The sequence below is a fragment of the Olleya sp. YS genome, from assembly GCF_029760915.1.
Lineage (GTDB): Bacteria > Bacteroidota > Bacteroidia > Flavobacteriales > Flavobacteriaceae > Olleya.
In genome coordinates this window covers 1,263,342-1,276,717 of record NZ_CP121685.1, presented here as the reverse complement: position 1 = coordinate 1,276,717, position 13,376 = coordinate 1,263,342, and the positions used below count along the sequence as shown (strand labels likewise).

General features: G+C 34.1%; 7 protein-coding genes. 3 read left to right on the top strand and 4 right to left on the bottom strand.

Features of this window, described 5'->3' with window-relative positions; genetic code table 11:
* Positions 1 to 204: 204 nt before the first annotated feature.
* The 3 genes from Ollyesu_RS05860 to Ollyesu_RS05850 all read right to left on the bottom strand — a co-directional run bounded on the left by Ollyesu_RS05860 (position 205) and on the right by Ollyesu_RS05850 (position 3,479).
* Entirely contained in the window at positions 205 to 774 is a 570-nt protein-coding gene (locus Ollyesu_RS05860) for a hypothetical protein (RefSeq protein ID WP_279302862.1), read from the bottom strand.
* A gap of 15 nt (positions 775 to 789) precedes the next feature.
* A complete protein-coding gene (locus tag Ollyesu_RS05855) occupies positions 790 to 1,734 on the bottom strand; it encodes an OmpA family protein (RefSeq protein ID WP_279302861.1) in 945 nt (314 codons plus the stop codon).
* Positions 1,735 to 1,925: 191 nt separating this feature from the next.
* The gene (locus tag Ollyesu_RS05850; protein WP_279302860.1) at positions 1,926 to 3,479 is read right to left on the bottom strand and encodes an aldehyde dehydrogenase family protein; all 1,554 of its coding nucleotides are present in this window, start codon (positions 3,477 to 3,479) and stop codon (positions 1,926 to 1,928) included.
* A gap of 121 nt (positions 3,480 to 3,600) precedes the next feature.
* Here Ollyesu_RS05850 and Ollyesu_RS05845 point away from each other — a divergent pair, with 121 nt between their 5' ends.
* The 3 genes from Ollyesu_RS05845 (at position 3,601) to Ollyesu_RS05835 (ending at position 10,847) form a co-directional block, all read left to right on the top strand.
* Positions 3,601 to 4,647, top strand: coding sequence for an isoaspartyl peptidase/L-asparaginase (locus tag Ollyesu_RS05845; RefSeq protein ID WP_279302859.1), 1,047 nt, complete (start codon positions 3,601 to 3,603; stop codon positions 4,645 to 4,647).
* Between the two features lie 116 nt (positions 4,648 to 4,763).
* A complete protein-coding gene (locus tag Ollyesu_RS05840) occupies positions 4,764 to 10,343 on the top strand; it encodes an MG2 domain-containing protein (RefSeq protein ID WP_279302858.1) in 5,580 nt (1,859 codons plus the stop codon).
* Between the two features lie 39 nt (positions 10,344 to 10,382).
* The gene (locus tag Ollyesu_RS05835; RefSeq protein WP_279302857.1) at positions 10,383 to 10,847 is read left to right on the top strand and encodes a hypothetical protein; all 465 of its coding nucleotides are present in this window, start codon (positions 10,383 to 10,385) and stop codon (positions 10,845 to 10,847) included.
* Between the two features lie 52 nt (positions 10,848 to 10,899).
* Here the strand turns inward: Ollyesu_RS05835 and Ollyesu_RS05830 are convergent, their stop codons facing one another.
* Positions 10,900 to 13,371, bottom strand: coding sequence for a T9SS type B sorting domain-containing protein (locus Ollyesu_RS05830; protein ID WP_279302856.1), 2,472 nt, complete (start codon positions 13,369 to 13,371; stop codon positions 10,900 to 10,902).
* Positions 13,372 to 13,376 lie beyond the last annotated feature (5 nt).

Here is a 13,376-nt window from a genome sequence, read left to right as displayed (position 1 = left end):
GTTATACAATTTTTCTTACCATCTATAAATTAGTTGTTTAATCTAGTGTTTAATATGTATATATTCGTAATGCTATTAATCAACTTCAAAAAAACCTTAATTCTCCCGATACAAGTTCGGCATTGAATTAAGGTTTTATATTACTAGAAAAGCCAATATCTAAAATATAGATATTGGCTTTTTTTGTTTCTAGATAATAGACTTTTAGCGTCCACCATCTAATTGATCTTGCCATTCTTTTAGCTTTTGCCATAACCCTTTAGCAGCAAGGTCTGCTTGTTCTGGCCAAGTTCCTGGCTTATGCATTTCAAAACGTTTACCTCCACTTTTTAAAACGTCTTTGCATTTTTCTACACTACAATTGGCTAATGCTGACCATGTTTTTACATCATGGTTATGAAACAATTCTTGAATTTTTGGTCCAATACCTTCAACAACAGTTAAATCGTTTTCTTTAATTTTTTTACCAAACGCTGCTTTAGCTGCTGCTGCATCAAAAGCAACTCCAGTTTTAGCAGAAGCAGTAGATGCTGCGAGCGAAGATACTGTGTTTCCTGCTCCTGAAGAACGTGAGGTAGCCTCCTTACTTGTTCGGCAAGCTGCTAAATCCGTTTCCAGCTTACTAATTCTGTTTTTGTAAACATCTATGTCTACATTATTATCACTACCTCCTCCTAGAAATTTACCAAGAAGATAGCCTAAAATTGCACTTATAACTCCTACTAATAATGGAATTAACCAGCAAGGAATACTTATTGCTAATACTACATTCATAATTTTTATTTTTTGTTAGTTAATGGTTACGACTACGCGTCTATTTTTTGCTCTTCCTTCCTCTGTTGCATTATCAGCAATTGGTTGATCAGGTCCTTTAGAAGAAGAATTAATTTTGTCTCCAGAAATCCCATTTTCTACTAAGTAGTTTTTAGCAAAATCTGCTCGGTTTAGACCCAACCTAGTATTAGTTGTTCTACTTCCAGTATTATCTGTGTGACCTATAACGCTTATTGATGCACCTTCTACATGGTCTATATACCTAATCATATTTGCTACTTTTTGACGTTGTTGATCAGTGAGATTAATAGACGCTTGAGCTGTATCAAAATACAGTACTAATGGATCCGCTTTAATGGTGTCTCCAAGAGCTTTCATCTCATCTTCACCACTTCTATCACCTTCTTCTAAAGTGTTAACTACGTAACTTAAAGGTCCATGTAGAACACCATCTAAATCTGGATTAAAATTATCATCTAGTTTACCGTAGGTATTTATAGATTTAGACAACATCCCTTTAGATACTAAGTAATTTTTAGCTGAATTTGCTCTAGCTAATCCTAGCGTAGGAAATACAGAGTTATTACTTTCGTCACTTCTGTAATGCCCATAAATATCTAGTAATTTACTAGGATTGTCTTTGTAATAATTTACTAATTGTGTAGCGCTACTATCAACCGCTAAAGAAACGGGAGTTATAATTGAAGCACTTGAAGTATTAAAGTTTAGATTTTCATAAATATCAAAATCTAAATCACCATCAGCATCCATAACTTTAAATGTATTTATGGTTACTGGTGTTGGGTCTGTTTTTACTGACGTATCTTCATTTTCTGTTGCTATTGTAGAAGGTTTATTTTTAGCTTCCAAACAGGGTTTACAACAGAAAAACCAGTACAGAATTGTACCCAGAATAATGGTCAGTAAAATCCCAAGAAGATATCCGGTTTTTTTACTCATTATGGTTGGTTTTTAAGTTAATGATTATCAAGTTATTAAAAAAATGACAGAATTTTAAGACTTCTATTATTTAAATAAATTTATAACTGATAAAAATCGATAAACTACATAAAAAGTTAGCTTAAAAAATTATGCAATAAAAAAGCCACATCTTTTGGATGTGGCTTAACTTCCGCTTTAGCGAAAAAATATTATAAATCAAACTTAATTCCTTGGGCTAAAGGCAATTCGTCTGAATAATTTACTGTATTGGTTTGACGTCTCATATAGATTTTCCAAGCATCAGATCCAGACTCACGTCCTCCACCTGTCTCTTTTTCACCTCCAAAAGCACCTCCAATTTCAGCACCAGATGTTCCAATATTGACATTTGCAATACCGCAATCCGATCCAGCAAAGGATAAGAATTTCTCTGCTTCTTTCATTTCGTTGGTCATAATCGCAGAAGATAACCCTTGTGCAACACCATTTTGAATTTCAATAGCCTCTTCAACATCTCCAGAATATTTTATTAAGTACAAAACAGGTGCAAAAGTTTCTGACTGTACAATTTCAAAATCGTTTTTAGCTTCAATTATTGCTGGTTTAACATAACATCCAGACTCATAACCTTCGCCTTCTAAAACGCCTCCTTCAACAAGTACGTTTCCGCCTTCTGCTTTTGCTTTTTCTATTGCAGCTAAATACGTGTTTACCGCATCTTTATCTATTAATGGCCCTATATGGTTTTTCTCATCTAATGGGTTACCAATAGTTAATTGTTTGTATGCTCCAACAATTGCATCTCTTACTGTATCATAAACCGATTCGTGAATAATCAAACGTCTAGTAGATGTACAACGTTGACCGCAAGTTCCAACAGCTCCAAAAACAGCACCAGGCACCACCACTTTTAAGTCTGCAGTTGGTGTAATAATAATGGCGTTGTTACCTCCTAATTCTAATAACGATTTTCCAAAACGCTCGGCTACGGTTGCACCAACAATGCGACCCATTCTAGTTGATCCTGTTGCAGATACTAATGGAATTCTATGATCTGTTGTCATAAATTCTCCCACTCTATAATCTCCATTTATAATACAAGAAATACCTTCTGGTAGATTATTATCTTTTAAAACTTCTGCAATAATATTTTGACAAGCTACTGCGCAAACTGGAGTTTTTTCAGAAGCTTTCCAAACACAGGTATCTCCACAAACCCAAGCTAAAGCAGTATTCCATGCCCAAACTGCTACTGGAAAATTAAATGCAGAAATAATACCGACAACTCCTAGTGAGTGCCACTGCTCGCGCATAACGTGACCTGGACGCTCAGATGGAATAGTTTGACCGTTTAACTGACGTGATAAGCCTACCGCAAAGTCACAGATATCAATCATTTCTTGAACTTCGCCATAGCCTTCCTGTAAGGATTTACCCATTTCATAAGATACTAACTTACCTAATGGTTCTTTTAATTCTCTTAATTTATTTCCAAATTGACGTACAATTTCACCTCGTTGAGGCGCTGGCATTGTTCTAAATGTTTTGAATGCAGAAGTTGCAGCATCCATAACTTTATTATAATCTTCAACAGTAGTTGTAGATACTTTGGCGATTAATTTACCATCAACTGGCGAATAGCTCTCAATTAATTCTCCACTTCCAAAGTTATTAGATCCTGTAGAAGTACCATGATTTATATCTTTTATTCCTAGTTGTTTTAAGGCGACTTTTATTCCGAAATCAGCTGAAATTGCTTGCATATTTCTGTGTTTTTTACGAATTATTTAATTTTTAGCGAAGATACTAATATTTCCTTGATTTTTAAGATGTAATACGCTTCAAAAATTGCTAACTTTAATGCATGACTAAAACCTTTATAAAATGAAAAAACTGCTCTTAATTTCTTGTTTATTTACGCTTCTATTAACTTGTAAAAATACTCCTGACACTGTTGAAAAATCAACTGCAACCGAAACAACAGTTAATGACTTTGCAATTGTCATCCATGGTGGTGCAGGAACCATTTTAAAAAAAAATATGTCCGATGAAAAAGAAGCACAATACAAAGCTAAATTAGAAGAAGCTATTAAAGTTGGATATGACATTTTAAAACAAGGTGGTTCTAGTTTAGACGCTGTAGAAAAAACAATAAATGTGTTAGAAGATTCGCCTTTATTTAATGCAGGGAAAGGGGCTGTTTTTACGAATGAAGAAACCATAGAATTAGACGCTTCTATAATGGATGGGAAAAGCTTAAATGCTGGTGCTTCTGCAGGAACAAAGACCGTAAAAAATCCAATTAATTTAGCACGAAAAATAATGGAAGTGTCTCCTCATGTTATGATGGCAGGACATGGAGCGGAAACATATGCGAAAGAACAAGGTTTAGAATTAGTTAATCAAGACTATTTTAAAACCGAAAATAGGTTAAATTCGCTTAAAAGAGTAAAGGAAAGAGAAGCAAATAAAGAGAAAACAATTGCATTTTATGATGATACTATCAAAGATTCAAAATTTGGAACAGTTGGTTGTGTTGCTTTAGATAAATCAGGAAACTTAGCAGCAGGAACCTCAACTGGTGGGATGACTAACAAGCGTTTTGGACGCGTTGGTGATGTACCGATTATTGGAGCAGGTACTTATGCCAATAATGCCACTTGCGCTGTGTCTGGAACTGGTTGGGGCGAGTTTTTTATACGTGCAACGGTAGCTCATGATATTTCTGCTTTGATGGAGTATAAAGGCTTATCACTACAGGAAGCAGCAAATGAAGTTATACAGAAAAAAGTACCAAATCTAGGAGGTAATGGCGGAATTATTGCTGTAGATAAAAATGGTGACATGGTCATGGACTTTAATACTGCTGGCATGTACAGAGCATCAATGAATGATAAAGGCGAGCTGTATATTGGGATTTACAAGGAGTAATTTCAACTTTATAATAACTTTAACAATCAGTCACAGACTAAAACCTTTAAAATCAACGTAATTTATTTAACAAGTATCTTCCTGTTAAATATTTTCATCTTATAACCTTCAATCCTATGCAGTTAAAATCGTTTTTCTCCATCCTTCTTATCTTCACTCTAGTAATTTCTTGCAAACAAAAAAAAACCGAAACGGATAACTTATTTAAATTTAGAGATTATATTAGTTACACTACCTCTGGTAGAATCTCTGTAACAGATAACATCAACATAAATTTAGCTAAAGTTGTTGAAGGTTGGGAAGCCGATCAAATATTAGAAGACGATGTTTTTAAAATTTCACCATATGTAGAAGGAAAAGTAATTGTTGTTAATGACCATTCTATAAAATTTGTTCCTGATGAAAACCTAAAATCAGATACAGAATATGCAGTTACTATAAATTTAGGTAAGTTATATAAAGACATCCCAAAAGAATTTGACAAATACACCTTTCAGTTTAAAACCATCACTCCAAATTTTAATATTGAAACTAACGATTTACAATCGTATTCTAAAGAATGGCAATACTTATTAGGAATTGTAAAAGCATCTGATGTCATTACTTTAGACCAAGCAAAACAATTGATTGAAGCCTCACAAAAAGGAAAGAATTTGAAGATTGAATGGAATGAGAAAAGTCAACCTTCAAAATATTTCGAATTTAAAATAGACAGTATTAACCGTCAAGTAGAAGATTCTGAAATACTAGTAAAATGGAACGGAAAATCTATTAAAGCTGATAATTCTGGAGAAAACACAGTTGCCATTCCTGGAAAAAATAATTTTAAAATAACCAATGTTACTGTCATACAAACTCCAGAACAATACTTATCTATCAACTTTTCAGACCCAATCAAAAAACAACAAAATTTTGATGGATTGGTAACCATTCAAAATAGTAAAACCCCAAAGTTTATTGTCAATGGTAACATTTTAAAAGTCTATCCAGAATCAAAAATTACTGGCAATGTACAAGTAGATGTGTTTCAAGGAATTCAAAATACAGATGGTTATAAATTAAAAACACCGTTTAGTGAAACTATAGCTTTTGAAGACGTTAAACCACAAGTAAAACTAATTAATAGTGGTGTGATTTTACCAAACTCGCAAGAATTAAAATTCAACTTCGAATCGGTAAATTTAAGTGCTGTAGATGTTAGAATTATAAAGATTTTTGAGAACAATGTCCTACAATTTTTACAAGACAATAATTTAGAAAGTAATAACTCTAACCAAATTAGACGTGTTGGAAGACGTATAGCAAAACATACTATTACACTAATAGAAAATCCATTAGAAAATGATGGCAAATGGAAAACATACAGCATTGACCTGTCTAAATATATAAAAGCAGATCCTGGAGCAATTTACAGAGTAGAACTAGATTACAAAAAAGACTATTCGTTATACGATTGTGACGCTAATGCCAATATATCGAGTGATAATGAAGAAGATGAGTACTATGAAGACGAATATTATTACGAAGACGATTACTATTATGATGGTGATTACAGCTATACAGACACCGAAGATGAAGACTTAAAAGAAGAAGAATATTGGGATAATATCACTTACAGCTATCGTAATAATAACTATAATTGGCAAGAGCGTAACAACCCATGTCATGAGGCGTATTATAGCTCTAATAAAGTAATTTCTCAAAATTTAATTGGTTCTAATTTAGGTGCAATTGTAAAAAAAGGAGCCAGTAATACATATCATTTTGCTGTCACTAATATTTTAAATACCAATCCAGAATCTGGAGCAAAAATCACTCTATATAATTTCCAACAACAAGAATTAGCAACAACAAATACAGATAGTGACGGTTTAGCAAAAATTAAATCAAATAATTTGGCTGCATTTGCAATAGTTTCAAAAAGCAATAATTACACTTACGTGAAATTACGCGACGGGAACTCACTTTCACTTAGTAAATTTGATGTGTCTGGTACTACCTTACAACGTGGATTAAAAGGCTACATTTATACCGAACGTGGTGTGTGGCGACCAGGAGATTCTATTCATTTAACGTTTATGCTAAATGATAATGCAAACAAATTACCTAAAAGTCACCCTGTTAAATTAGAAGTGACTGATGCTAATGGAAAATTAGCATTCAAAAACATTACTAATAATAGCGTCAATAATTTCTATCAGTTTACCATCCCAACGTCAACAGAAGATAAAACAGGAAACTGGAATGCTAAAGTTAGTGTTGGTGGTGCAAAATTCTACAAAGGACTTAAAGTTGAAACAGTTAAACCAAACCGACTAAAAATTAAAATAGATTTTGAAGATGATGTCCTTAAATCTAACTCGCCTTTAAACGGAAAGCTAGCAGTAAACTGGTTACATGGTGCGCCAGCAAAAAACATTAAAGCAGAAGTAAAAGCCAAATTTAGCACATCTTACTCTGGTTTTGAGAATTACAAAGATTATATCTTTAGAGATCCTTCTAAAACATTTAATACAGAAGAAGTTACCGTTTTTGAAGGTAATGTTGACGCAGAAGGTTTAGCTAACATCACTAAAAACCTTAGTATTGGTCAAGATGCTCCTGGTATGTTAAACGCACAGTTTTTAGTGCGTGCTTTTGAAAATGGAGGTGATTTTTCTATGGACGCCTTTACGATGCCTTACGCACCTTACAAGTCCTTTGTTGGCTTAAAATCGCCTCAAGGTAAAGCTTATGGTTCCTTTTTTACAGATGAAAGTCATACGTTTGATTTAGTAACTGTTGACGATCAAGGTAAACCTATAAAACGTAATAATTTAGAAGTAAAAGTCTATAAAATAGAATGGCGTTGGTGGTGGAATTCGTCTTACGACAATCTATCACAATACACATCCAGCAGTTACCATAAACCGTTTTTAAATAGTAAAATCAATACAAGTTCAAACGGAAAAGCGTCTTTTAATATTAAAGTGCCAGATAACGAAGGTGGTCGTTATTACATAACTATAAAAGATCCTGTATCTGGACATATGACAGGTCGTACAGCCTATTTCTACAAAAACTGGTGGCAACGTCAACCTTCTGGAGATAAAGAAGCTGCTAAAATGTTAGTATTTGCAGCAGATAAAGAAAATTATAATGTAGGCGAAACTGCAAAAATCACGTTTCCGTCTGGAACAGAAGGTCGTGCCTTAGTTAGTATTGAAAACGGTTCTAATGTTTTACAACACAAATGGGTGAAAACAAAAAAAGGGGAAACTACTGTAGATATTCCTATTACAAAAGAGATGGCTCCAAATGTATTTGTCAATATCTCCTTATTACAACCTCATGCTTCTACAGCTAACGATTTACCATTACGTTTATTTGGTGTTATTCCAATTTTAGTAGAAGACCCAAATACCAAATTAGAGCCAGAAATTAAGATGCCTAGTGTGTTAAAACCAGAACAAGAATTTGAGGTTTTTGTATCTGAAAAAAACAATAAAGCCATGACGTATACTATCGCTATGGTAGAAGAAGGCTTATTAGATTTAACACGTTTTAAAACACCAAATGCATGGCAATCCTTTTATGCTAGAGAAGCTTTAGGTGTTAAAACTTGGGATGTTTTTGATGATGTTGTTGGTGCTTATAGCGGAAGCATCGAACAGGTTTTTGCAATTGGAGGAGACGGAAATGCAGCAGCAGGTAAAAACAAAAAAGCCAACAGATTTAAACCTGTAGTGAAGTTTTTAGGACCCTTTAAGTTGGAAGCTGGTGGAAGACAAACGCACAAAATTAAACTACCCAATTACGTTGGTGCAGTTAGAACTATGGTTGTAGCTGGTAATAATAACACCGAAGCTTATGGTAGTACAGACAAATCCGTACAAGTCAAAAAACCATTAATGGTTTTAGCAACTTTACCTAGAAAATTAAGTCCAGGCGAAAAAGTAACACTTCCAGTGACTGTTTTTGCAATGGAACCTAAAGTGAAAAATGTATCAATAAAGCTTAAGTTAAGTGACGGAATTACTGTTGTTGGCGACAAAACCAAATCCTTAACATTTGCGCGTCCAGACGAGCAAATGGCATATTTTGAATTAGACGTTAGTAAAGCTAATGGGATAAATACAGTTGAAGTTATTGCTAATGGAAATGGAGAATCCTCAACTTATAAAGTAGAATTAGATGTAGAAAATGTCAACCCAATGACCTCTAAAGGATTAAACGAAACTTTAGAAGCAAATAGTACTAAAACAATAGATTTTTCAACTTTTGGTGTTGCAGGAACCAATAGTGCAACTGTAGAGTTTTCTACATTACCTCCAATGGATTTTACACGTCGTTTAGAGTATCTCATTCGTTACCCTCATGGTTGTGTGGAACAAACCACGTCTAGTGTGTTTCCGCAATTATTTTTACAAGATATTTTTGATATCCCTTATAAACAAAAGCAAAGTATCCAATCTAATATAGAAAACGGAATCAAACGTTTGGGTCATTTTCAAAGACCAAATGGTGGTATGAGTTATTGGATGGGAGAAAATAATACTAATGATTGGGGAACAAGTTATGCTGGACATTTTATGTTAGAAGCAGAAAAGAAAGGCTTTGTATTACCACTGACGTTTAAAAGTAATTGGTTGCGCTATCAAAAAGAAGCTGCGCAAAATTGGCGACCAAGCTACAGAACTTATAATTCTGACTTAGCACAAGCCTATAGATTATACACTTTAGCATTGGCTGGAAGTCCTGATTTAGCTGCAATGAACCGCTTACGAGAATTTTCAGAAATTTCTAACGAAGCTAAATGGCGTTTAGCAGCAGCTTACGCATTAGCTCGACAGACTGAAGCGAGTAATAAAGTATCAAGTACAGCAAATATCGAATTTAAAGCACCAAGATATAATTATTACACCTATGGCTCTGTGGATAGAAACCGAGCTATGGCTTTAGAAACCATGATTTTAACTAAGGATAAACGCGTTAAAGATTTATCCGAAACCATCGCAAGATCATTATCAAGTGATAGTTGGATGAGCACACAAAGTACAGCTTACAGCTTGTTAGCTATGGCTAAAATGGTTAATGCTAGTGGTGGAAAAGCAATGAAGTTAAATTATACCATAAATGGTAAAACAGAAAGTATGGATACCAAAAGTGCAATAGCAGTAAGACCATTAGTGGTTAATGATGGCAACAACAGTATTACCATTAAAAACGATAAAGAAAATAGGGTTTACGTTACGGTTTTAAATTCTGGAAAATTACCTTTAGGTCAAGAATTAGAAGAACAAAGAGGCTTAACCGCTAGTGTCGTTTATAAAGACTTAAAGGGCAATAAAATTGACATTTCTAAACTTCAACAAGGTCAAGATTTTGTAGCTACAGTACAAGTTACAAACTCTAAAAACTACAGTGTAAACGATGTCGCATTAACACAAATCTTCCCTTCTGGATGGGAAATTGTAAACACACGTTTTACCGCTTTTGGAGCATCAACGTCAAGTCAAGCACGATTTACAGATATTAGAGATGATCGTGTTAACTTTTATTTCGATTTAGGTAAAAATCAAACCAAAACCTTCAATGTCATGCTTAATGCATCGTATTTAGGTACTTACTATTTACCAGGAATACAAGCAGAAGCGATGTACGATAATGATTTTTTAGTTAGAAACAAAGGGCAATGGGTTGAAGTGGAGAAGTAATACATTCCCACGAAAGTGGGAATCTTTCAAATTTAAAAAATGAAGGAAATAACATTTGAAATAAACAGTAACCAAGAAATTTGGGAGCTAATTGATAAAGGAATAGATAATATTTTTATTCATAAATTTAATCCAAATGAGATTATTAAATGGTGGAAAACTGATTTAAAAAATGAAAACGGAATAACATTGAAAAATTTATCTGTTCGTCAAATGGTAATGGATGTACAAACTGATTTAGATGGCTTAAAAAATATACTAAATCTAAACACAAATCAATTATGTATTTATCAATTTGAAAAGCCAGTTTCGGATACACTTGAAATCGAAAGATTACCAGAAAATAATCGTGAAGAAATCCTGAAAAACAATAAAATGAAACATTTCTTTTTCATTGATTTTGAGTTCATCTCAATTGGAAGTTTTGATTCAAAGTTTATAGAACAAATTGAATCAAATCCTAAATTTGAAAAAAGAATTTCTGAGAGAAAAAAATTACTATAAAATAGGAAACCTTAAATTTCAATTTAATAGACCCCTGATTTTGAAAGAATTTCTAGCGCTTTAAAGTAAAGTGTCCTACACGACGTTGACCATCTATAATAATAACATACCAATAATCAGACGTTGGTAAAGGACTACCATTAAACGTACCATCCCAAGAGACTGGTGCGTTTTTAACGCTTTTTAAAAGCTTTCCATAACGGTCAAAAATATAGACTTCTGAAGACTGATAATATTCCAGACCTTTTATATTAAAAGTTTCATTTTTAGTATCTCCATTTGGTGTAAAAAATTGTGGAATATAAAAATGAATGAAAGTACTAGTTACAACCGTATCGCAGCCAAAACTTCTTACATAAATAGTATATTGTCCACCTTCAACAGGTTCAAAAACATTAGAAGACTGAAACGAAATACCATCTAAAGAATATTCAAAATTTCCAAAGTTACTAGTTGTTACAACTATTGAATTTCCAACTGATTCAATAGTGTTTATAATTGGAGTTTCAATCTCTTCGACATTAAAAGTACTATTAGTTGTAGAACATCCATCTGTGATTTCTACTGTATAAACTCCTGGTTGATCTACCGTTATAAATTCGGTCATTTCGCCTGTACTCCAAGTATACATTGGATTAGTAATGGTAGAAACTGCTTGTAAATCTAAATCTTCATTTTCGCAAAAAGCAACATCTACTTCTGTTACATCTATGGGTTGATCTCCAGAGACTTCCCATAAACATGTTGTATCATTAAACGTTGCAACTTCCCAACATTCTAAACCTGTAGGTTGTACTGGTTGAGTTCCTGAAACTTCCCAAGCACAAGAGGTGTTATTAAATGTTGCGTTTTCCCAACACTCTAATCCTGTAGGTTGTGCTGGTTGATTTCCTACAACATCCCAAACACAAGTCGTATTATTAAAGGTTGCGGTTTCCCAACACTCTAAAGTGGGTTGGGTTGGTTGTGTGCCAGTAATATCCCAAATGCAAGTTGTATTATTAAAAGTTGCTACTTCCCAACACTCCAATCCTGTAGGTTGTGCTGGTTGGGTTCCTGAAACATCCCAAACGCAAGTCGTATTATTAAGGGTTGCAATTTCCCAACACTCTAAAGTGGGTTGTATTGGCTGTGTACCTGTAATATCCCAAACGCAGGTTGTATTATTAAAAGTTGCTACTTCCCAACATTCTAATCCTGAAGGTTGTGCTGGTTGGGTTCCTGAAACGTCCCAAACACAGGTTGTAGTATTAAAGGTTACTGTTTCCCAACATTCTATTGCTGGTTGGGTTGGTTGTGTACCAGTAATATCCCAAATGCAAGTCGTATTATTAAAAGTCGCTACTTCCCAACATTCTATGGTTGGTTGAACTGGTTGCGAACCTGTAACATCCCAAACGCAAGTTGTAGTGTTAAAGGTTGCGGTTTCCCAACACTCTAAAGTTGGTTGGATTGGTTGTGAACCTGTGACGTCCCACGAACAAGTTGCAGTATTTACTGTAGCGGTTTCCCAACACTCTATAGTTGGAGCTGCTGGTAATTGGTTGACAATAACTTCAAAAATTTCTGAAGTGACATAACAAGAGGTATTACTTAAATTTACTGCAGATTCTGCAACTTTAGCTCTGTAAAAACCTGAATTTGTTATACCTGTTAACGCTGCACTTTGAGCAGTCTCTCCAGAAATATCTGTCCATGTTATACCATCAGTACTGGTTTCCCATTGATAAAAATAAGAGCTAAACACAGAGTTGTCTGGTGTTACAGTTAGCATTGTACTGTAAGGTGTTTGACTACTACAAAGTGTAACTGTATCAAAACTTGACGTATCACTTATAGAAATAAAGTCACCACAAGTTTTAAATTCTATATCATCAATTGCTAAGTCATTTCCACATCCTCCATTTCCATTATTTATCATTTTTAAAATAACAGCGGTTTCTCCTGGTAGGGTTTGAAAAACCAAGCCAAATTCTTGCCAATTTGGTGAAGCTGTTTCTGTTATATTACCTGTATCTCCTGATGCTAACAGGTTGGTATCTGTGCTGTCCCAAATTTCAAACCTGACGTTTACTGGAATAGAACCTGAAGGTTGTGTTGAACAAAAAGTACCTGCAATAACAAGATTAAGTAGCCACGCAGAGAACTCGTAAGTAGTGGATTCGCAAAGCCCAGAAACGTTAGTTCTATAAAATTCACCTGCAGAAAATCCTGCATTAACAATCAAACATTTTCCGTTTGTGTCTCCAGGAGTATGGTCTTCTGTTTGATGCCAATCGTATACATTTCCAAAAGTACCATTATCTACTGTGTAAAAGCCATCATTTGGAAAACCATTTGCATAAGCATAGGTTGTAGTTCCTGCTGGCAAAGTACTATTTAAAGTTCCAGTCCCAAAGGTTTCTGTAAAAATGGGATCTCCAGAATTTCCGTTACAAAATCCTAATTGAGCATATCCGTATTTAGTGCATAATAATGCACAAAATATTATGATTAAATTAAGAATGTAAAAGTGTTTTTTCACGTTAA

Coding starts and splice junctions, on each gene's coding strand:
- Ollyesu_RS05860 (WP_279302862.1), bottom strand. CDS start 774: ATGAATGTAGTATTAGCAATAAGTATTCCTTGCTGGTTAATTCCATTA.
- Ollyesu_RS05855 (WP_279302861.1), bottom strand. CDS start 1,734: ATGAGTAAAAAAACCGGATATCTTCTTGGGATTTTACTGACCATTATT.
- Ollyesu_RS05850 (WP_279302860.1), bottom strand. CDS start 3,479: ATGCAAGCAATTTCAGCTGATTTCGGAATAAAAGTCGCCTTAAAACAA.
- Ollyesu_RS05845 (WP_279302859.1), top strand. CDS start 3,601: ATGAAAAAACTGCTCTTAATTTCTTGTTTATTTACGCTTCTATTAACT.
- Ollyesu_RS05840 (WP_279302858.1), top strand. CDS start 4,764: ATGCAGTTAAAATCGTTTTTCTCCATCCTTCTTATCTTCACTCTAGTA.
- Ollyesu_RS05835 (WP_279302857.1), top strand. CDS start 10,383: ATGAAGGAAATAACATTTGAAATAAACAGTAACCAAGAAATTTGGGAG.